This is a genomic window from Streptomyces sp. NPDC058371, from assembly GCF_042723265.1.
Taxonomy (GTDB): Bacteria; Actinomycetota; Actinomycetes; order Streptomycetales; family Streptomycetaceae; genus Streptomyces.
In genome coordinates this window covers 158,633-178,501 of the sequence record NZ_JBHXJC010000009.1, presented here as the reverse complement: position 1 = coordinate 178,501, position 19,869 = coordinate 158,633, and the positions used below count along the sequence as shown (strand labels likewise).

The following is a 19,869-nucleotide window of genomic DNA, read 5'->3' as shown; positions in this document are numbered from 1 at the left end:
AGCCCGGCCTCGCAGGTCTCCCCGCGCCACCGGGCCCTTACGGTCCGTAGCGCACCCGTCCGTATAGTGGGCAGCCTCTCCCTCCAAGTGGAGAGGCTGCCCAGACTGTGGGCGTTTTTGCCCCGTCTCACGTAACGGACCACCCGCGCCCATGTCTCGGACCGCACCCGACGTCGACCCGTCGGCCGGCGTCACCTCCGCCCCCGCGGAACCGCTCACGCACGGACTCAAGCAGCGCCACCTGTCGATGATCGCCCTCGGCGGTGTGATCGGCGCGGGCCTGTTCGTCGGCTCCGGTGCGGGCATCGCCGCCGCCGGGCCGTCGATCGTCATCGCCTACGCCGTATCCGGCCTGCTCGTCATGCTGGTGATGCGGATGCTCGGCGAGATGTCGGCCGCGTATCCCTCCTCCGGTTCCTTCTCCGCGCACGCCGAGCGGGCCATCGGGCCGTGGGCTGGCTTCACCGCCGGCTGGTCCTTCTGGGTGCTGCTGTGCACGGCCGTCGGGCTGGAGGGCATCGGCGCCGCGAAGATCGTCACCGGCTGGCTGCCGGGCACGCCCCAGTGGGCCTGGGTGGCGCTGTTCATGGTCGTCTTCTGCGCGGCCAACCTCGCCGCGGTGAAGAACTTCGGTGAGTTCGAGTTCTGGTTCGCCGCACTGAAGGTCGGCGCGATCACGCTGTTCCTGGTGCTCGGCGTGCTGGCCGTCGCCGGGGTGCTGCCCGGCACGGACTCCCCCGGCGCCTCGAACCTCACCGGGGAGGGTGGCTTCCTGCCGAACGGCAGCGAGGGGCTCGTCATCGGCCTGCTCGCGTCCGTGTTCGCGTACGGCGGTCTGGAGACCGTCACCATCGCGGCGGCCGAGTCCGAGAACCCGGTCCAGGGCGTGGCACGCGCCGTGCGGACGGCGATGTGGCGCATCGCGCTCTTCTACGTCGGTTCGATGGCCGTGATCGTCACTATCGTCCCCTGGGACTCCAAGGCGGTCGTCGAGCAGGGCCCGTACGTGGCCGCCCTCGACCACCTGTGCATTCCGGGAGCCGCGCAGCTGATGAACGTGGTCGTGCTCGTGGCCCTGCTCTCGGCGATGAACGCCAACGTCTACGGCGCCTCGCGCATCACCTTCTCCCTGGTGGCGCGCGGGCTGGGCCCGAAGGCGCTGGGCCGGGTCTCCGGCGGCGTCCCGCGCGTCGGCGTCCTCGTCTCGTCCGTCTTCGGCTTCGGCTGCGTCCTGCTCAGCTACTGGCGGCCCGACGACGTCTTCCCCTGGCTGCTGAACATGATCGGCGCGGTGATCCTGGTCGTCTGGATCTTCATCGCCGTCTCGCAGCTGCGGCTGCGGCGCCGGCTGGAGCGCGAGACGCCCGAGAAGCTGGTCGTACGAATGTGGCTGTTCCCGGCGCTCACCTGGGTGGCGCTGGCCGCGATGGCCGCCATCTTCGTCCTGATGGCCCGCCGGCCGGACACCCGCGTGCAGTTGTACTCGACGGGCGCGATGACGCTGTTCCTGGCGGCCGTCGGCTACGCCTGGCAGCGGACGCGCGCCCGCGCCTGACCGGCGCACCGGGCATCCGGCATCCACCTGGCAGCACTGAAGGGCCCTCGCACGGAGGAGGTTTCGTGCGAGGGCCCTTTCGCGCGCCCGGGCCCGGTTCCCCCGGCGCGGGTGCGCGTGTGCGGGCCCCGGCGCGCTCCTCCACTCTCTTGCTGCTAGCGTGCACTTGCAAGTACTTTGCAATAAGAGGTCAGAGGGGACCTGGCATGGCCGTGTACACACTTCCCGAACTGCCGTACGACTACGCCGCGCTCGCTCCGGTGATCAGCCCCGAGATCATCGAGCTGCACCACGACAAGCACCACGCGGCGTACGTGAAGGGGGCCAACGACACTCTGGAGCAGCTCGCGGAGGCCCGGGACAAGGAGTCGTGGGGATCGATCAACGGCCTGGAGAAGAACCTCGCCTTCCATCTGTCCGGCCACATCCTGCACTCGATCTACTGGCACAACATGACGGGTGAGGGCGGTGGCGAGCCGCTCGCGGCGGACGGCGTGGGCGACCTGGCGGACGCGATCACGGAGTCCTTCGGCTCGTTCGGGGCCTTCAAGGCGCAGCTCACCAAGGCCGCGGCGACCACACAGGGCTCAGGCTGGGGCGTCCTCGCGTACGAACCGCTCAGTGGCCGCCTGATCGTCGAGCAGGTCTACGACCACCAGGGCAACGTCGGCCAGGGCGCGACCCCGATCCTGGTCTTCGACGCCTGGGAGCACGCCTTCTATCTCCAGTACAGGAACCAGAAGGTCGACTTCATCGACGCCATGTGGGCCGTCGTGAACTGGCAGGACGTGGCGAAGCGTCATGCCGCCGCGAAGTCCCGCGCGGACGTCCTGCTGCTCGCCCCCTGAGGGCGACACACAACGCCCTGCTCGTGATCGTCTTCTCACCCTTCACGCGGCAGGCGGAGGAAAGGAAAGCCCTCGCGAGGACATGACTCGCGAGGGCTTTCCCCTGCCCCGCTCCACCGAACGGCGGACAGCTTGCCGCGCGGAGCTTCCGGTATGCACGGCTCCGGGTGATGGTGGTCGGATGCCGAGGGAAATGACGTACCCGTGCCACACCTGCGGCACCTATCAGCCGCACCGCCAGCCCCAGGACGACCGCGAGCGGGACGTGATCCGCAAGCTGGCCAAGCTGGAGAAGCCCAACGCGTACGTGGAGAACTACTGGATCTGCGTCAGCACCGAGCAGGACTGCCGCAACATCCGCAGGGCCGGGGTGGCCAAGCCCTTCGACCCGCCGCAGAAGATGCCGGTGTTCGACTGAGGGACCCCCGTACCCTCCCGCCGCGGACTACAGGTTGCTGAAGTCCGGGCCCGCCGTGCGGGTGCGCTTGATCTCGTAGAAGCCCGGGGTGGAGGCGACCAGCAGGGTGCCGTCCCAGAGCTTGGCGGCGGCCTCGCCCTTGGGGGCCGGGGTGACGACCGGGCCGAAGAAGGCGATCTGCTCGCCGTCGGCGCCGGGGACGGCGATGACGGGCGTGCCGACGTCCTGGCCGACCTTGTCGATGCCCTCCTTGTGGGAGGCGCGCAGCTCGGCGTCGAACTCGAAGGGGTCCTGGTCGGCGTAGTCGATCAGGTCCGCGGGGAGGCCGACGTCGGAGAGCGCCCCGGCGATCGCCGCACTGGCGTCCTGCTCACCCTGGTTGTGAATACGGGTGCCGAGCGCGGTGTAGAGCGGGCCGAGCACGTCGGCGCCGTGCTTCTGCCAGGCCGCGGTCACCACCCGGACCGGGGCCCACGCCTTGGTGGTGAGCAGCTCCCGGTACTCCTCGGGGAGCTCGTCGAGCTTCGGCTCGTTCAGGACAGCCAGGCTCATCACATGCCAGTGGACCTTGATGTCGCGCACCTTCTCCACCTCCAGCACCCAGCGCGAGGTCATCCAGGCCCAGGGGCACAGCGGGTCGAACCAGAAGTCGACAGGGGTCTTCTCCGACATGACTCTCCTCAGGAGGACTGTTTCTCCTCCGGCAACACCGGCGCTCGCCCCGCCCATTCCCGGGTGTGTTCCGTCAGGGGCACATGGCAGGATCGGTCCTGTTCACCCACATCCAGGAGATCCCGAGGGAGTGCCGCCCGTGCCCGGTGAGAATCTGTCCCGCGACGAGGCCCAGGAGCGGGCCGCGCTGCTGTCCGTCGACGGGTACGAGGTGTCCCTCGACCTGCGGTCCGCCGTGGGGGACGCCGGGAGCGAGCCGCGCACCTTCCGTTCGGTGACGACCATCCGGTTCCGCTGCACGGAGCCGGGCGCGTCCAGCTTCGCCGACCTGATCGCGCCGGCCGTCACCGCCGTGTCGCTCAACGGCAGGGACCTCGACCCGGGCGCCGTCTTCGACGGCTCCAGGATCCGGCTGGACGACCTCGCCGCCGACAACGAACTCGTCGTCGACGCCCAGTGCGCCTACTCCCGCACCGGCGAGGGCATGCACCGCTTCGTCGACCCGGAGGACGGCGAGGTGTATCTGTACACGCAGTACGAGCCCGCCGACTCCCGCCGCGTCTTCGCCAACTTCGAGCAGCCGGACCTCAAGGCCCCCTTCCGCTGCGACGTACGGGCCCCCGAGGGCTGGGTCGTGTGGAGCAACGGCGTCGGTGAACTCGCCGACGGCGTCTGGCGGTTCGCCGAGACCAAGCCGATCTCGACGTACATCACCTCCTTCGCGGCCGGCCCGTACCACTACGTGACGGACCGCTACTCCCGCACCTTCGACGACGGTACGAAGCTGGAGATCCCGCTCGGCGCGATGTGCCGCAAGGGTCTCGCGCCGTACTTCGACGCGGACGACGTCTTCCTCGTCACCAAGCAGGGCCTGGACTTCTTCCACGACCACTTCGACTACCCCTACCCCTTCGGGAAGTACGACCAGGCGTTCGTGCCCGAATACAACCTCGGCGCGATGGAGAACCCCGGACTCGTCACCTTCCGCGAGGAGTTCATCTTCCGCGGCAAGGTGACGCAGGCGTCGTACGAGGGCCGGGCGAACGTCATCCTGCACGAGATGGCGCACATGTGGTTCGGCGACCTCGTCACCATGGAGTGGTGGGACGACCTGTGGCTCAAGGAGTCCTTCGCCGACTTCATGGGCGCGTTCGCGCTGGTCGGGGCGACCCGTTTCAAGAACGGCTGGATCACCTTCGCCAACCGCCGCAAGGCGTGGGCGTACCGCGCCGACCAGCTGCCGTCCACGCACCCGATCACGGCGGACATCCGCGACCTCCAGGACGCCAAACTCAACTTCGACGGCATCACGTACGCCAAGGGCGCGTCCGTGCTCAAGCAACTCGTCGCGTACGTCGGCCAGGACGCGTTCCTCGAAGGCGCCCGCCGCTACTTCAAGCGGCACGCCTACGGCAACACGCGCCTCGGCGATCTGCTGTCGGCGCTGGAGGAGACCAGCGGGCGCGACCTGGCCTCCTGGTCGCGGTCCTGGCTGCAGACGGCCGGTGTCAACTCCCTCACCCCGCAGGTGATCCTGAGCGCCGACGGCCGGATCACCGAACTGGCCGTCGTGCAGGAGGCGGCGGAGTCGCACCCCGAACTGCGCCCGCACCGGGTGGCCGTGGGCCTGTACAAGCGGACACCCGAGGGCACCCTGGAGCGCTACGCGCGCGCCGAGGTTGACGTCGACGGCCCGCGCACGGTCATCGGCGAACTCGTCGGCGCCGAGGCACCCGAACTCGTCCTGGTCAACGACGACGACCTGACGTACTGCAAGATCCGCTTCGACGAGAACTCCCTGGCCACACTCCGCGACCGGCTGGGCGACCTCACCGACCCGCTGGCCCGCGCACTGTGCTGGTCGGCGCTGTGGAACCTCACCCGCGACGCGCTCATGCCCGCGCGTGACTTCATCGACCTGGTGCTGCGCTTCGCGGGGCGCGAGTCGGACATCGGCGTGCTGCAGATGCTGCACGCCTGGGCGAACTCGGCGCTCACCCACTACGCGGCCCCCACCTGGCGGACCGAGGGCGGGCTGCTGCTCGCGCAGGGTGCGCTCAAGGAGCTCCGGCTCGCCGCGCCGGGCAGTCAGGAGCAACTCACCTGGGCGCGCTTCTTCGCCCGGGTCGCCTCCAGCGAGGCCGATCTCCAGCTGCTGGCAGGCCTGTTGGAGGGCACGGCCAAGATCGACGGCCTGGACGTCGACCAGGAGCTGCGGTGGGCGTTCCTGGAGCCGCTCACCGCGCACGGGGTGGCCGACGAGTCGGTGCTGGCGGCCGAGCTCGCCCGCGACGACACCGCGTCCGGCAAGCGCCATCAGGTCCGCTGTCTGGCCGCCCGCCCGTCGGCGGCGGTCAAGGCACAGGCCTGGGCGTCGGTCGTGGAGTCCGACGCGCTGTCCAACGCGCTGGCCGAGGCGACCATCGCCGGCTTCGACCAGCCGTCCCAGCGTGAGCTGACCGCGCCGTACGCCCCGAAGTACTTCGCGGCGATCGAGCGGATCTGGGCGGAGCGGTCGATCCAGATCGGGATGGACGTGGTCCGGGGCCTCTTCCCCGACCTGCAGGACTCGCCCGGGACGCTGGACGCCACGGACGCGTGGCTGTCGGCCCACGAGGACGCGCCGCCCGCCCTGCGACGGCTGGTCCTGGAGGCCCGGGACGATCTGGCCCGCACCCTGCGCGCCCAGGCCTGCGACGTGGCCGCCGGCTGAGCACCTGAGCCATGAGCCGAGCGGAGGGCACCGGCGCATGCCGGTGCCCTCCGGTGGCACAAAAACAGTGGTTACGAAATGCAGGTATTCAAAGCCGTAACCCCTGCTGACCCCCATCCGGACCAGCCGCTTTCGGCAGTCGAACGCCCGTACTTTAGGGCGAGCTTGTCCTGATTTGTCGACGGGCGTGTAACAGCGGTTAGGGGACGGATCAGGCGCGGGAAACCCCGGGTCATGAACCACGACACCCCGCTCTCCCCCCGCCCCCTCCGCCACCTCTGCGAAGCACAACGGCGCGTGCTGACCACCACGCAGCTGCGGGCCCACGGCGTGAGTGCCGCCGAGGTGAACGAGCAGTGCCGTCCCGGCGGCCCGTGGCAGCAGATCCTCCCCGGGGTCTGCCTGCTGCACCCGGGCCCGCCCACCGGCGAGGAGCGGCTGCACGCGATCCTGCTGTACGCCGGCCGCTCGCCCATGGGCGAGACGGCGCCCGGCGTCCCGGTCCAGCCCAGCGCGGACGAACCGCACCGCCCCACGTACGCCGACGCGATGATCACCGGCCTGGCCGCCCTCACCCTGCACGGCTTCGCCTCGGCGCCCCCGCTGCTCTCCCTCGACCGGATCGACGTCCTCGTGCCCCGGCTGCGCCGGCTGCGCTCGACCGGCTGCGCCCGCATCGTGCGCACCGCGTCCCTGCCGGCCCCGGAGCAGGTCACCGGCGTGCCCGTCGCCCCGGTCCCACGCGCCCTCGCCGACGCGGTGGCGGACATCGTGGACGCGAATGTCGTACGCCGGCTGCTCACGGAGGCCGTGCGCGGCGGCCACTGCGAACCTGCGGCGGTGGTACGGGAGTTGACCCAGGCGCGGCTGCTGAGCCGGCCGCACGTGGTGGACGCGGTGGACTCCCTGCTGGCGGAGGGCCGCTCGATCGCCGAGGACCGGCTCTACCGCATGGTCCGCGACCACGGGCTGCCCGACCCCGTCTGGAACGTGGACCTGCGGCTGCCCGGCGGTCCCCACCTCGGCGGCCTCGACGCGTACTGGCCCGAGCAGGCGGTGGCGGTCGAGCTGGACACCCGCGCACCCCGTCAAGACCTTCGGCAGGACGACGACGCCCTCTGGTCCGAGTACGCCCGCAAGCGCGAGCACCTGGAGCGGCTGGGCATCACCGTCGTCCACATCACCCCGAAGAAGCTGCGCGACGCGCTGGAGCAGCAGGCGACCGTCGTACGCACCGCCCTGATGGCGTCGAGCGACCGCGATCCGGCGGCCTATGTCGTGGTGCTTCCCCGGTAGTGACGGACCGGGGAGACATCAGGAGGGGAGAGGAGGGGCCGCCGGACCACCGGCGGCCCCTCCTCGCGTCCGCGTCGGCCCGGCGGGCCTTCCCGTCCTGCGTACGGGAACGAGTCAGGTCACTTGCCGCAGAACTCCGCCTCGATCACCTCGTCGCTGCCTCCCGACCAGTCGTTGTTGAAGTTGAAGGACAGGGAGTGGCGCCCGTCGGCGGTGGTGACGGCCTCCGAGGTGGAGCCGTGGATGCCGCCGCCGTGGCCCCAGACATGGACTCCGCAGCTCAGTTCGCGGTCCATGAGTCCGAGGCCGTAGCCGGCGTTCGGGATCGCGTCGACCTTGATGGTGGTCTTCATCTCGGCGAGCTGCGCGGCCGGCAGCAGCCTGCCCCGCAGCAGGGCGGAGTAGAAGCGGTTCAGGTCGCCGGAGTCGGAGATCATCTCGCCCGCGGAGGAGGCCAGGGACGGGTTGAGTTCGGTGACGTCGTAGGTCGGTCCGGTCGCCGTCTCGGCGAGCTTCCCGTAGGCGCGGCTGCTCGGCTGCGGCACCTCGGGAGACGTGCCGGGTACGACGGTGGCATGCAGGCCGAGGGGCTCGATGATGCGGTGGCGGATCTCCGTGGCGTACGAGTGCCCGGTGGCCTTCTTGATCACCATGCCCGCGACGACGTAGTTCGTGTTCGAGTAGCTCCAGGACGTGCCGGGCGTGAAGTCCGGCTTGTGGGACATCGCGATGCCGACGAGCTGCTCGGGTTTCAGGGTGTCGTAGCGGTGCTCGAAGAAGCCGTCCTTGAGGAAGTACGTGCGGCCGAAGTCCTCGTCCGAGGTGTAGTCGTAGACGCCGCTGGTGTGGTTGAGGAGCTGGCGCAGGGTGATGCGGCTGCCGTCGTGGCCGTTGCCCTTCACCACGCCCGGGAGCCACTTCTCGACCTTGTCGTCCAGCGAGAGCCTGCCCTCCGCCTCCAGCTGGAGCAGGACCGTGGAGACGAAGGTCTTGGTGATGCTGCCGACGCGGTAGCGGTCGTCGGCGCCGCGGGCCTTGCCCGTCTTGAGGTTGCCGACACCCGACGCCGCCTTCCAGGTGCCGTGCCGGTCCTTGGCCTGGGCGGCGACGCCCGGGACCCCGCTGTCCACGGCGGCCTCCATGGCCCGCCGGGTCGCCGCGTGGTCCACCGCGGCGGGAGCGGCCACCGCCGGCCCCGCCAGACTCACCACGACCGCCACCGCGGCCGCTCCCACCAGCCCCGTACGCACTGACATGTGTTCCCCCTTCGTCCCTGGCCACGGCAGCGACCGTGGTCACGGGGAGGGACCCGGGGCGCAGCGGCAACAGTTGCCTGCCGCTTCGACGGTTGAGCCGGAATCAGCCCTTCTTCAGGACCAGTTCGGTGTTGCGGTCCCCTGCCTTGCCGGACAGCGTCGAGCGGGAACCGGGGGCGTTGAAGCCCAGCTCGCGGTAGAGCGCGGCCAGACCGGTCTGGCTGAGATCGGCGAAATCCGTGCGGTGCGGGGCCGCGGACTCGATGAGCGTGGTGAACAGGGAGAGGGTGCCGTCCTTGTTGTCCACCACCTCGATGACGCGGGCGAGTTGGGGGAAGTCGACGTGGGAGGCGGTCGAGATCTCCCAGAAGGAGCCGCCACCGGAGGCCGCGTGCGGGGTGATGGCGTTCTTGTGGCTGTGGCCGTTCACCCAGACCAGGACGTTGGAGTGGCTGCCGAGGAGGGCGACCAGCTCGCTGCCGCCGTGCCGCTTCTCACCGGGGTGGGCCGGGTCGGTGCGGAGGTTGCGCATCGACTTGCTGGTGTGGTGGCTGAAGACGATGACGTACGAGTCCTTGTTGTCGCGCAGGGTCTTGTCCAGCCAGCGCAGTTGGGCCGCCCCGATCGAGCCCTCGTAGTGGCCGCCCGGGTCGGTGGAGTCGAGGCTGACACCGAGGACGTCGTCGGCGATGCGGAAGGCGTAGTACTGGGTGCCCGAGGCGAGGTTGGCCTGGGAGTAGCCGTGGCCGATGGGGCCGGGCCCGGTGTGGGCCGGGTCCAGGTGCGCCTTGAGGTACTCGGCGGAGGTGAAGGGCGCGCGGGCCGCGTCCGGGGTGACCGAACGCATGTGGCGGGCCTGCGACTTGAGCATCGCCTTGAAATCGACGCCCTTGGGGTCGCCGCCGTTCTTGACGTTGTCCCAGATCGCCTTGCCCGCGGCCGTGTCGAGGGTCATCAGCTTCTTGCCGCCGACGGCGAAGTCGGCGAAGAAGGAGTCGCCGGGCGCGTAGCAGCCGCCGGGCAGGGCGTCGTGGTTGCCGACCGTGGAGTACCAGGGCAGGCCGAGTCCGGGGCTGCGCAGTTCGCGGATCGCCGCGTCGAGGAAGCCCTGGATGCGCGGGAAGCCGAGCTGCTTGTCGGCGTCGCGCAGGGCCGCGTCGGGCTGCCAGTACAGCTTGAGGTCGCTGTTCTGGACGCCCTCGTAGTGGCGCGGGTCCCCGGAGTTGGGGGTGATGCGGCCGCCGCTCATCACCTTCAGGAACCAGTCGAGTTCCGTCTTGGAGTTGTTGTCGGTGTTGTCCCCGGTGGTCATCACGAAGTGCAGCGGGGAGCCGGTGACGGGGGCTCCTCGCAGCGCGTTGACCCGCTCGACGAGCGACACCGCGCCGGCCACCGACAGGGACTCCTGCGGTCGCCAGGCGCTGGCCGTCTGGGCGCGCAGGTACTCGTAGCGCAGCGGGTGCTGGACGTCCACCAGGTGCAGGTCGGTGAACTGCACGAAGGAGGCGAGCGCGGTGCGCCGCCCGGCGCGGCCGGCCTTGGCTGCGGCCAGCTCGCCGCGGACCACCCGGGACCAGGCGGGGCCGTCACCGAGCCGGCGGTAGCCGGAGCTGCCGCGGGGCGCCGCGACCGAGGCCAGCGTGGTGCCGCGGCTGTACGGCGCCAGGGGGGCGGCGGGTGCCTGGCGGGACATGGCGACGGGCGCCTGTCCGGCGGCGGGGGCCTCGCCCGCGGCGGCGTGGGCCGTGGAGCCGGGCCGCAGCGCGTAGCCGACGCCCGCGGAGACGGTTACCGCGCCGGCCGCGGCGAGCAGGGCCCGGCGGTCCAGCGAAACGGCGGCTGAGGTGGTGGCGGCAGTGGCGACAGAGCGTATGCGCGACATGGCGCGATCTCCCCGAGTGCAAACGCGTCGGCAGTGGTCGCGGGGGGCTCGTGTCGCAAACTCCCCGCTCATACTGGATCGTTGGCACCGGGAATGACCTGCACGTTAACTGGACAGCAACGCGCAACGCCGATCACCGTACGTGGATCTTGGACTACCCTGCGCGTCCATGGAGCCCTTCCCGAACGGCCGGGAAGCGGTCACTCCGTGTTCATCTTCCGGGGTACTGAACCCGTTCCGGGCGCTCCGGCCGCCCTACTCGGCGTCGACGGCCCGTCCGGTGGCCGGTCGCCCGCGCCACAGGGCGAGGCCGACGTCGACGAGCCCGACCCGGTCGAGACGGGGCACCTCTTCGAGTGGGTGCCAGGCGGCCATGTCGGTCGAGCCGTTGGTCTCGTGCCGCAGCTCGCCGCCGGTGATCCGGGCCTCGTAGACGATCCGCAGCCCGTGGAAGTCGGCGGTGCCGCCCAGCCGGCGCGAGTAGACGCGCTTGATGGAGTCGACGCCGAGCAGCGCCACCGGTTCGACGGTGTAGCCGGTCTCCTCCTCGGCCTCGCGGACGACGGTGTCGTAGGGGTCCTCGCCGTGGTCCATGCCGCCGCCGGGCAGGGTCCACCGTTTGCTGCCGTCGCCGGCGACCCACCGGGCCAGCAGCATCCGGCCGTCCCGCACGCACACGGCGTAGGCCGCCACCCGCAACTCCTCGCGCATGCGCCGACGTTACGGCAGCGCGGGGTTGGCCGGTGAGTACTCGGGCGGCGACCAGCGCAGCGGACTGGCCCCGGGTGTCTCGACGACCCCGGTCACCGAGAAGCGGACCGTGCGGGTCTCCCCGTCGGCGCCGAACTCGGTGCGGGCCGTGCCGGTCAGCTGGAGGATCGCGCCCGACGTCCAGTCCAGGAAGAGCAGCCCCGCCCTGGAGTCGGCCGCCAGATTGCCGAGGGTCAGGAACATGGAGTTCCCGGGATAGTCGCGCCAGCTCAGCTCGTCCGGCCCCGCTCCGTCCGGCGAACCGGTGCGCACGAAGCCGGGGTTGCCGCCCCGGTGACTGGCGTCGGCACCGTGCGCGTGCACCGTCGCGAGGAAGAAGGTGTCGGCGTCCTGGATGAACTCCCTTTGCTGCGCGGTGAGTCCGGCGGAGCGGCGGGCCACGGCCGGCGGGCGCCCGACGCTCTCGTACGACTCCCTTCTCTGGAGGTACTTCGGGCAGTTGGCGAAGACCTGGTCCGCCTCGACGGCGAAACCGCGGGGGGTCGGGCGCGCCCGGCCGTTGAGCCGCATACGGCGACGGGTGCGCGGGTCGAGCGCGATGGTGCCTACGGGGGTGCCGTCCGCCCGGAGCGCGGCGGCGAGCGGGTCGCCCTCGCGCGGCGCGCCGGTGACCGAGATGCGGTGCGGCCCGGTGGCTCGTACGAAACCGGGCTCCCCCGTGAGCAGCGAGGCCCACACCGCGCCGGTCGCCGGGTCGGCGCCGCCGAGCACCAGCATCGGCTGCTGCTCCAGGAAGGCGGCGGCGACCGGGCGGATGCCCGGCCCGACGGCCTGGCCCACATGGTCGGCGAGGTCGCGGACGCCGACCCGGTCCTGCACGGCGCGCGAGCCGGAGTGATACGTCATGAGGTGCCTCTCCCTGGAAATGACACGCCTCGCGCTAGAAGAAGCCGCAGGTCGGGGCGGAGCCACTGGGGGCCGGTGCCTCGTCGGCGCCGCTCGGTGCGTAGATCTCCAGCCGGATGCCGTCGGGGTCGTGGAAGAAGATGCCGCCGGACGCCGAGGCCTCGCGGTGGGCGACGACGCCTTCGTGGGCGAACTCCACGCCGTAGGCGCGCAGTGCCGTCTCGTACTCCCCGACCCGCTCGACCGAGTCCACCTCGAGGGCCAGGTGGTGCAGACCGGCACGGCCGGCGTCGTACGGCCCCCGGGCCTGCTGCCACAGCGTGAGCGCGAGGGTGCCGCCCGCGCCGAGGAACGCGTACCGGCGCTCCTCCTCCTTGCCCTCGCCGACGACCTCGAAGCCGAGCACGTCCCGGTAGAAGCCGAGCGAGCGGTCGAGGTCGGTGACGTTCAGGCCGATGTGGCCGGTGCGCGGTGTCATGACGGTCCCCTCTGGCGGCGCAGCCCTGGACCGGGCTAACCCTTGATTTCGAGATTAAGGGTTAGACTCAGGGAACGCAACCGGTCACGTACTCTTGACCGGTTAGCAACGAAGGGAACCGTCCGCCATGTCCAGCACCTCCGATCCGCGTCCGCTCACCGGCGAGCCGGTCTCGCTCGACCTCCTCAACACCCGCTGGATGCGCGAGGGAGCCGTGCAGGACCTGCTGACCGGCACCGAGGGACTGGCGGTGTGGCTGGCCGCGAACGGACTGGACGCCCCGGCCGACGAGCCGACCCTCCGGCACGTCCGCCAGGCGCGCGACGCCCTGCGCGCCGCGGTCGACGGGTCCCTGGCGGAGGGGGCGGAGCGCATCGACGCCGTCCTCGCGCACGGGCGGGTGAGGGTGACCCTGACCACCGCGGGCCCGGGTGAGAGCGCCGAGTTCGCGGACCCCGCCTGGGGGCCCGCGTGGCTCGCCGCCCGCAACTATCTGGAGCTGCTCACCGCCGCCCCGGACCGCATCCGGCGCTGCGCCCACGGCTCGTGCATCCTGCATTTCTTCGACACCTCACGGAACGGCACCCGTCGCTGGTGCTCGATGGCCGCATGCGGCAACCGCGCGAAGGCGTCCCGCCACTACGCGCGTACGAAGGAGGGCTAAACGCGCACAGAGGGCACCCGAGGCTTCTGGAATGTCCCTTCCCGAGCCGGTTTGACCGTCATGGCGTATGGCGGAAGTACGCCATGCTTTCATCCCGCCCCGGTCAACTCTCCCCAAACAACTGCCCCTTAGGTAAAGCTGAGCGGTCATCCGGGTCCACATACCGGACTGATGCGATCGGCCCCACTGATCCCGGGACCGATCGTTCCAGAGCTCGTTCCTTTACCTACAAGGGATGCTGATGACCCCCGACCCTCAGCGCGCTCCGATATCGGGCGCGAGACGCGTGGCCCGGGTAGCCGTGGCCGCCGGCCTGATGGCCGCGCTCTCCGCGGCTGGGCCGATACCCATGGCCTTCTCCGCCGACCACGCACCCACCACCGCGGACCCGGGCACCAAGTCCGCGAGCGCCAAGCTCGGTTCGGCCGACGCCGACCTCCTCGCGGAGGCCAAGGCCGACGGTGCCAAGAACGTCACGATGATGATTGCCACCGCCCCCGGCCAGACCGAGCAGGTCGCCGACCAGCTGGACGCGGTGAAGGGCGGCTCCGTGGGCCGTACCTACGACAAGCTCGGCTACGTCCGCGCCACCGTCCCGACCGCGAAGGCCGAAGCGGCCATCGCCGGCGCGGCGAAGCTCTCCTCCGTGCACGGCATCGACCTGCGCCAGGAGATCGCACTCGACGATCCGACCCCGAGCGCCGACACGGCCAAGGGCGCTTCGGCCAAGGCGGGTACGGCGGCCACTTACTCCGGCCCGTCCAAGACCACGCCCGCCGAGAACCCCTACAACCCGTCCTTCGAGACGGGCGCCGTCGACTTCGTGAAGGACCACCCGAAGTCCGACGGCCGGGGCGTCACCATCGGCATCCTCGACTCCGGTGTCGACCTGGCGCACCCCGCGCTGCAGAAGACGACCACCGGCGAGCGCAAGATCGTCGACTGGGTCACCTCGACCGACCCCATCACCGACGCCGACGCGACCTGGCGCCGCATGACCAACCCGGTCACCGGTCCCGTGTTCACCTACGGCGGCGCCACCTGGAAGGCCCCCGCGGGCGACTACCAGGTCAACCTCTTCCGCGAGTCCGCGTCCGTCGGCGGTGACGCCAACGGCGACGTGAACCGCGACGGCGACAAGACCGACGCCTGGGGCATCCTGTACGACGCCGCGGCCGGCACGGTCCGCGTCGACCTGAACAACAACCAGGACTTCACCGACGACGCGCCGATGAAGCCGTACAAGGACGGCTTCCAGATCGGCTACTTCGGCACGGACAACCCGGCGACCGACGTCGCCGAGCGCCAGCCGTTCGTCGTCGAGATCCGCAAGGACGTGCCGACCGACCCGTACGGCGGCGACTGGGTCGGCAAGAAGGCCGACTTCGTCAACATCGGCATCATCGAGTCCGAGCACGGCACGCACGTCGCGGGCATCACCTCCGCGAACGGCCTGTTCGGCGGCAAGATGAACGGTGCCGCACCCGGCGCCAAGATCGTCTCGTCCCGTGCCTGCACCTGGACCGGCGGCTGCACCAACGTCGCGCTGACCGAGGGCATGATCGACCTCGTCGCCAACCGCGGCGTCGACATCGTCAACATGTCCATCGGCGGGCTCCCCGCGCTGAACGACGGCAACAACGCGCGCGCCGAGCTCTACACGCGTCTCATCGACACCTACGGCGTCCAGCTGGTGATCTCCGCGGGCAACTCCGGCCCCGGTGCCAACACCATCGGCGACCCCGGTCTGGCCGACAAGGTCATCTCGGTCGGCGCGGCCATCTCCAAGCAGACCTGGGCCGCCAACTACGGCTCCCAGGTGGAGAAGTCGTACGCGATGATGCCCTTCTCCTCGCGCGGTCCGCGTGAGGACGGCGGCTTCGCGCCGATCATCTCCGCCCCCGGCGCGTCGATCAACAGCACCCAGACCTGGCTGCCCGGTTCGCCGGTCGCCGAGGCGGGCTACACGCTGCCGGCCGGCTACTCGATGCTCCAGGGCACCTCGATGGCGTCCCCGCAGGCCGCGGGCGCCTCGGCGCTGCTGCTGAGCGCCGCCAAGCAGAAGGGCATCGACCTCACCCCGGCGACCCTGCGCACCGCGCTGACCTCCACCGCCGACCACATCAAGGGTGTGCAGGCGTACGAGGAGGGCGCGGGCCTCATCAACATCGTGGACGCGTGGGAATCCATCAAGGACGAGGCCACAGCCCACGACTACACGGTCAAGGCGCCGGTCGACACCGCGATCGACGCCGCGCTGAAGACGCCGGGCTTCGGCACCGGCCTGTACGACCGTGAGGGCGGCCTCAAGGCCGGTCAGTCCAAGACGTACGACGTGACCATCACCCGTACGTCGGGCGCCGACCGGGCGATCCGCCACGAGCTGCACCTGGAGAACAACGCGGGCGGCACCTTCCGCATCGTGGGCTCCGACGAGGTGTCGCTGGGGCTGAACAAGCCGGTCACCGTCAAGATCGCCGCCAAGCCGTCCTCGGCCGGCCTCAAGAGCGCGATCCTGGAGGTCGACGACCCGCGCACCGAGGGCATCGACAAGCAGATCCTGTCGACCGTCGTCGTCGCTTCGCCGGTCAAGTACACGTACTCCGCGTCGGGTTCGGTGCAGCGCAACAGCACCACGTCGTACTTCCTCACGGTCCCCGAGGGCGCCAAGTCCCTCGAGGTCGCGATCGGCGGGCTCAAGGACAAGAGCCAGACCCGCTTCATCTCCGTCCACCCCTACGGCGTTCCGGTCGACACCACGTCGACGCCGAACTGCTACAACAACTACCTCGACGGCAACGGCTGCCGCCCCGACCTGCGTTCGTACCCCGACCCGCAGGCCGGCGTATGGGAGATCGAGGTCGAGGCGCGTCGTACGTCGCCGCTGCTCGACAACCCGTACAAGCTGGACGCGGCCGTGTTCGGCGCGGCCTTCGACCCGGCCGTCGTCACCGTCCCCGAGGCCAAGGTCGGCACCCCGGCCCCCGCCTCCTGGAAGGTGACGAACAACTACGCCGCGCTCGACGGTTCGCTGAAGGGCGGCCCGCTCGGCTCCTCGAAGACGGCACGGCCGACCATCACCGAAGGCGTCACGCAGACCACCACGGTCGAGGTGCCCGCGGGCGCCACGTCGCTGGACGTCGCCATCGGCAATGTCTCGGACGCTGCGGCCGACCTCGACCTGTCGGTGAAGAACGCCGCCGGCACGGTCGTCGGTTCGTCCGCCGACGGCGACTCGGAGGAGGCCGTCTCGGTCCCCTCGCCGGCCGCCGGGACGTACACCATCGAGGTCGTCGGCTACGCCGTCCCGTCCGGCTCCACCGCGTACGACTACCGGGACGTGTTCTTCTCGTCCTCGCTCGGCCAGGTCACGGTCGACGGGTCCGCGCCGGTGAAGCTCGGCACGGGTGACTCGGCGACGGTGTCCGCCTCGGTCACCGCCGCGGCCGCCGCGCCCGCCGGACGCGAGTTCTTCGGTCAGGTCCAGCTGGTGAACTCCCGCGGTACGGTCGCGGGCATCGGCAGCGTGAAGATCGAGAAGGTCACGCCGTAGCTCTTACGGCGCCGTAGTCACTACGGCAACGGGGGCGGGCGTCCGACACGGGCGCCCGCCCTCTTCCTGTTTGTCCGGCGGCTTTGTCCGTCGGCGTCGCGCGCCGCCGCCCTCAGTCGTCCTCCATCTGTTCCGGGGCCGCCGAACACGCCAGTCCCTCGGCTCCGGGCAGTGCCTTGAGGATGTCCTTGCGGGCGTCGCCCACGCCCCAGCCGACCTCCCAGTCCTGCCGGTCCTGCGCGTGCACCGGTAGGCGGACGAGGGTGTAGACGCCCGGCTTCAGATCCTCGCGCGCGATGCCGTCCAGGGTGACGGCGATCGTCGGGTGGTCGGTCACGGACCGCTCCGGCCGGTAGTAGCGCTTCACCTTCAGCACGACCCGGACGTCCCCGTCGTCCCGCGCGGTGATGCTGACCACGGTCCCCTCGACGAGGACGCGCGAGCAGGCAATGTGCATCGCGGCTGCGGAGACCGACGAGGGGGCCGACGAGGCGTCCGACGAACCGCCGCCCTTGCTGTCCGCCTCCCCGCCGGACGTCTTCGCGCTCGACGCGCTGCTCGACGCGTCGTTGGACGCCCCGCCGGAATCCACCACGAGCCAGCCCATGCCGGCGACCACGGTGGCCGCGACCGCCGCGGCCAGCGTGCCCATGACCATGACCAGGGCCGGCGGGCGGCGCCGGCGGCTGCCGGGAGCCGGATCCGGACGACGCGTGCGCTGCTTCGGCGCCCGGTCCGCACGCCGGGCCCGCTTCTTCGGCGCCCGTACCGGAACCGGCCGGGCGCTCTCCGTCCCGTCCGCCAGCGCGTCCCCGATCAGCGCCAGCTGTTCCCGCAGCAGCGCCACGTCCGCCACCGCGGACCGGTGTTCGGCGAGGAACCCCGCGTCGTCGCGGGCCCCCTCGGGCAGCGGTTCGTCCGTGATCGCGGCCAGCAGCGCGTCGGCGACCGGATTGCCTTCGTACTCGGCCACGTCACACCACCTCGTCCTCGTGCAGGCGGACGCGCAGCGCGCGGACCGCCGAATGCAGCCTGCTCTTGACCGTGCCCTCCGGTATGCCGAGTTCCTCGGCGATGTCGCGCACCGGCAGGTCGACGTAGAACCGCAGGACGAGCACCTGGCGCTGGGCGTCGGGCAGCTCGTCCAGACCGCGGGCCACGGCGAGCGAGAGCACGCTGGACTCCTCGTCCGAGTCGTGCGCCGGCTGCCTCAGTCCCGCGAGGCGCTCGCCGAGCCGCTCCTGGCGGCGCTTGGCGCGGTGCCAGTCCATCGCCAGGTTCGAGGCGACGACCGCGGCCCACGCGGACACGTCACGCGGCGCCTCGTCCCCCTTCGCCGCACGTTCCAGCAGCCGCAGACGGACCTGCTGCACCCCGTCCGGCAGGTCCGTCTGCGGCACGCCGCCGAGTGCGAGCACCGCACGCACCCGGCGCTCCTGAACCGCGTCCAGGGGGTCGTCCACCCCCTGGGCGCGGCGGGCCGTTCTGCGCAGCACAGCCACCCCTCCCCTCGCCGCGTTTCCTCTACGACGCCGGGGCGGGCGGAAACGTTCGCCCCCGCCCCCTGGACTTTCCGGCGTCCGACGTCCGGCACCCGGCACCCGGCACCCGGCACCCGGCCGAGGCATACGTCACACGCGCCGTCCCATTCCGCGGGCAAAGGATTGGACACGTGGACCCCGGTGAGACGCATGATGGGGTCATTGGGCCCTGTCGTACGTACGCAGGAACGCAAGCTAGGAGTCGCCGTGAAGGTAGGAATCGTCGGAGCCACCGGTCAGGTCGGCACGGTCATGCGCAGGATCCTCGTCGAGCGGGACTTCCCCGTCGAGACGCTGCGTCTGTTCGCCTCGGCACGGTCGGCCGGTTCGACGATCGACTTCAAGGGCAAGCCGGTGACCGTGGAGGACGCCTCCAGTGCCGACTACTCCGGCCTGGACATCGTGCTCTTCTCCGCGGGCGGCTCGACGTCGAAGGCGCTGGCCGAGAAGGTCGCCTCGCAGGGCCCGGTCGTGATCGACAACTCGTCGGCCTGGCGCAAGGACCCCGAGGTCCCCCTGGTCGTCTCCGAGGTGAACCCGCACGCGATCGCGGACCGCCCCAAGGGGATCATCGCCAACCCGAACTGCACGACGATGGCCGCGATGCCGGTCCTGCGGCCGCTGCACGACGAAGCGGGCCTGGAGGCGCTGGTCGTCGCCACCTACCAGGCGGTGTCCGGTTCCGGTCTCGCGGGCGTCGCGGAGCTGCACGGCCAGGCGCAGAAGGTCGTCGCCGACGCCGACAAGCTGACCCATGACGGGGAGGCGGTCGACTTCCCCGAGCCGCAGGTCTACCAGCGCCCGATCGCCTTCAACGTGCTGCCGCTCGCCGGTTCCCTGGTGGACGACGGACTGCACGAGACCGACGAGGAGCAGAAGCTCCGCAACGAGTCCCGCAAGATCCTGGAGATCCCCGGGCTGAAGGTCTCCGGCACCTGTGTGCGCGTCCCGGTCTTCTCCGGCCACTCCCTCCAGGTCAACGCCCGCTTCGCCCGCCCGCTCTCCGTCGAGCGCGCCACGGAGCTGCTGGCCGGCGCCCCGGGTGTCGCCCTGTCGGACATCCCGACGCCCCTCCAGGCCGCCGGCAAGGACGCCTCGTACGTCGGGCGCATCCGTCCGGACGAGACCGTCGAGAACGGCCTCGCCCTCTTCATCTCCAGCGACAACCTCCGCAAGGGCGCCGCGCTGAACGCCGTCCAGATCGCGGAGCTGGTCGCGGCCGAACTGTCCGCGTGACACCCGGCTGACCGGCCGGACCCAGCTGTCCCGAGGGGGGGCCCACCGGTGGGGGGGGGGAACCCCCCCGCTCTTCCCCATAAGGGCTTACCCACCACCCGACACCACCCCCCCTCACCACACTCCCCCCCCCACCACCC

Annotated in this window: 16 protein-coding genes; 8 read left to right on the top strand and 8 right to left on the bottom strand. The window is 70.9% G+C overall.

The features are described 5' to 3' along the window. Positions 1-151: 151 nt before the first annotated feature. From ACFWM2_RS25475 to ACFWM2_RS25465, 3 genes are all read left to right on the top strand, one after another. Positions 152-1,555: an amino acid permease gene (locus ACFWM2_RS25475; RefSeq protein WP_383284194.1), complete on the top strand. Its 1,404-nt coding sequence runs from the start codon at positions 152-154 to the stop codon at positions 1,553-1,555. A gap of 206 nt (positions 1,556-1,761) precedes the next feature. After that, positions 1,762-2,403 (top strand): superoxide dismutase, encoded by a 642-nt coding sequence (locus tag ACFWM2_RS25470; protein ID WP_383284192.1) that lies wholly within the window; start codon positions 1,762-1,764, stop codon positions 2,401-2,403. A gap of 193 nt (positions 2,404-2,596) precedes the next feature. Next, on the top strand, positions 2,597-2,821 hold the full coding sequence (locus tag ACFWM2_RS25465) for a hypothetical protein (RefSeq protein ID WP_383284189.1): 225 nt from the start codon (positions 2,597-2,599) through the stop codon (positions 2,819-2,821). Positions 2,822-2,848: 27 nt separating this feature from the next. Here the strand turns inward: ACFWM2_RS25465 and ACFWM2_RS25460 are convergent, their stop codons facing one another. After that, entirely contained in the window at positions 2,849-3,493 is a 645-nt protein-coding gene (locus ACFWM2_RS25460; RefSeq protein WP_383284187.1) for a DsbA family protein, read from the bottom strand. Positions 3,494-3,632: 139 nt separating this feature from the next. Between ACFWM2_RS25460 and pepN the strand changes: the two genes are divergently transcribed. Both pepN and ACFWM2_RS25450 read left to right on the top strand, forming a co-directional pair. Beyond that, the gene (gene pepN, locus ACFWM2_RS25455; RefSeq protein WP_383284184.1) at positions 3,633-6,206 is read left to right on the top strand and encodes an aminopeptidase N; all 2,574 of its coding nucleotides are present in this window, start codon (positions 3,633-3,635) and stop codon (positions 6,204-6,206) included. A 234-nt stretch (positions 6,207-6,440) separates the two neighbouring features. Continuing rightward, on the top strand, positions 6,441-7,502 hold the full coding sequence (locus ACFWM2_RS25450) for a hypothetical protein (RefSeq protein ID WP_383284182.1): 1,062 nt from the start codon (positions 6,441-6,443) through the stop codon (positions 7,500-7,502). Positions 7,503-7,621: 119 nt separating this feature from the next. Here ACFWM2_RS25450 and ACFWM2_RS25445 read toward each other — a convergent pair whose 3' ends face one another. The 5 genes from ACFWM2_RS25445 to ACFWM2_RS25425 all read right to left on the bottom strand — a co-directional run bounded on the left by ACFWM2_RS25445 (position 7,622) and on the right by ACFWM2_RS25425 (position 12,735). Beyond that, positions 7,622-8,758 carry a serine hydrolase domain-containing protein gene (locus ACFWM2_RS25445; RefSeq protein WP_383284179.1) on the bottom strand — a complete coding sequence of 379 codons (1,137 nt, stop codon included), beginning with the start codon at positions 8,756-8,758 and terminating at the stop codon, positions 7,622-7,624. 103 nt (positions 8,759-8,861) lie between these two features. After that, positions 8,862-10,640 (bottom strand): TIGR03767 family metallophosphoesterase, encoded by a 1,779-nt coding sequence (locus ACFWM2_RS25440; protein WP_383284177.1) that lies wholly within the window; start codon positions 10,638-10,640, stop codon positions 8,862-8,864. A 255-nt stretch (positions 10,641-10,895) separates the two neighbouring features. Next, entirely contained in the window at positions 10,896-11,351 is a 456-nt protein-coding gene (locus ACFWM2_RS25435; RefSeq protein WP_383284174.1) for an NUDIX hydrolase, read from the bottom strand. Positions 11,352-11,360: 9 nt separating this feature from the next. Next, positions 11,361-12,257 carry a pyridoxamine 5'-phosphate oxidase family protein gene (locus ACFWM2_RS25430; protein WP_383284172.1) on the bottom strand — a complete coding sequence of 299 codons (897 nt, stop codon included), beginning with the start codon at positions 12,255-12,257 and terminating at the stop codon, positions 11,361-11,363. A gap of 34 nt (positions 12,258-12,291) precedes the next feature. Further along, positions 12,292-12,735 carry a VOC family protein gene (locus ACFWM2_RS25425; protein WP_383284169.1) on the bottom strand — a complete coding sequence of 148 codons (444 nt, stop codon included), beginning with the start codon at positions 12,733-12,735 and terminating at the stop codon, positions 12,292-12,294. Positions 12,736-12,862: 127 nt separating this feature from the next. Between ACFWM2_RS25425 and ACFWM2_RS25420 the strand changes: the two genes are divergently transcribed. Together ACFWM2_RS25420 and ACFWM2_RS25415 are read left to right on the top strand one after the other, a co-directional pair. Next, positions 12,863-13,399: a CGNR zinc finger domain-containing protein gene (locus tag ACFWM2_RS25420; RefSeq protein ID WP_383284166.1), complete on the top strand. Its 537-nt coding sequence runs from the start codon at positions 12,863-12,865 to the stop codon at positions 13,397-13,399. A 241-nt stretch (positions 13,400-13,640) separates the two neighbouring features. Further along, complete coding sequence (locus tag ACFWM2_RS25415; RefSeq protein ID WP_383284164.1) at positions 13,641-16,952, top strand: S8 family serine peptidase; 3,312 nt, start codon at positions 13,641-13,643, stop codon at positions 16,950-16,952. A gap of 112 nt (positions 16,953-17,064) precedes the next feature. Here ACFWM2_RS25415 and ACFWM2_RS25410 read toward each other — a convergent pair whose 3' ends face one another. Together ACFWM2_RS25410 and ACFWM2_RS25405 are read right to left on the bottom strand one after the other, a co-directional pair. Beyond that, entirely contained in the window at positions 17,065-17,925 is an 861-nt protein-coding gene (locus ACFWM2_RS25410) for a hypothetical protein (protein WP_383284161.1), read from the bottom strand. Position 17,926: 1 nt separating this feature from the next. Further along, the gene (locus ACFWM2_RS25405) at positions 17,927-18,454 is read right to left on the bottom strand and encodes a sigma-70 family RNA polymerase sigma factor (RefSeq protein WP_383284159.1); all 528 of its coding nucleotides are present in this window, start codon (positions 18,452-18,454) and stop codon (positions 17,927-17,929) included. A 246-nt stretch (positions 18,455-18,700) separates the two neighbouring features. On the opposite strand from ACFWM2_RS25405, the gene ACFWM2_RS25400 reads away from it, so the two are divergent. Then, positions 18,701-19,729: an aspartate-semialdehyde dehydrogenase gene (locus ACFWM2_RS25400; protein WP_383284156.1), complete on the top strand. Its 1,029-nt coding sequence runs from the start codon at positions 18,701-18,703 to the stop codon at positions 19,727-19,729. The last annotated feature ends 140 nt before the right edge of the window (positions 19,730-19,869 follow it).

What these genes read in the sequence shown, in the direction of transcription:
- ACFWM2_RS25415 (WP_383284164.1), top strand. Translation starts at nt 13,641, where the DNA reads ATGACCCCCGACCCTCAGCGCGCTCCGATATCGGGCGCGAGACGCGTG.
- ACFWM2_RS25465 (WP_383284189.1), top strand. Translation starts at nt 2,597, where the DNA reads ATGACGTACCCGTGCCACACCTGCGGCACCTATCAGCCGCACCGCCAG.
- ACFWM2_RS25460 (WP_383284187.1), bottom strand. Translation starts at nt 3,493, where the DNA reads ATGTCGGAGAAGACCCCTGTCGACTTCTGGTTCGACCCGCTGTGCCCC.
- ACFWM2_RS25445 (WP_383284179.1), bottom strand. Translation starts at nt 8,758, where the DNA reads ATGTCAGTGCGTACGGGGCTGGTGGGAGCGGCCGCGGTGGCGGTCGTG.
- ACFWM2_RS25430 (WP_383284172.1), bottom strand. Translation starts at nt 12,257, where the DNA reads ATGACGTATCACTCCGGCTCGCGCGCCGTGCAGGACCGGGTCGGCGTC.
- ACFWM2_RS25425 (WP_383284169.1), bottom strand. Translation starts at nt 12,735, where the DNA reads ATGACACCGCGCACCGGCCACATCGGCCTGAACGTCACCGACCTCGAC.
- ACFWM2_RS25450 (WP_383284182.1), top strand. Translation starts at nt 6,441, where the DNA reads ATGAACCACGACACCCCGCTCTCCCCCCGCCCCCTCCGCCACCTCTGC.
- ACFWM2_RS25435 (WP_383284174.1), bottom strand. Translation starts at nt 11,351, where the DNA reads ATGCGCGAGGAGTTGCGGGTGGCGGCCTACGCCGTGTGCGTGCGGGAC.
- ACFWM2_RS25475 (WP_383284194.1), top strand. Translation starts at nt 152, where the DNA reads ATGTCTCGGACCGCACCCGACGTCGACCCGTCGGCCGGCGTCACCTCC.
- ACFWM2_RS25470 (WP_383284192.1), top strand. Translation starts at nt 1,762, where the DNA reads ATGGCCGTGTACACACTTCCCGAACTGCCGTACGACTACGCCGCGCTC.
- ACFWM2_RS25440 (WP_383284177.1), bottom strand. Translation starts at nt 10,640, where the DNA reads ATGTCGCGCATACGCTCTGTCGCCACTGCCGCCACCACCTCAGCCGCC.
- ACFWM2_RS25420 (WP_383284166.1), top strand. Translation starts at nt 12,863, where the DNA reads ATGTCCAGCACCTCCGATCCGCGTCCGCTCACCGGCGAGCCGGTCTCG.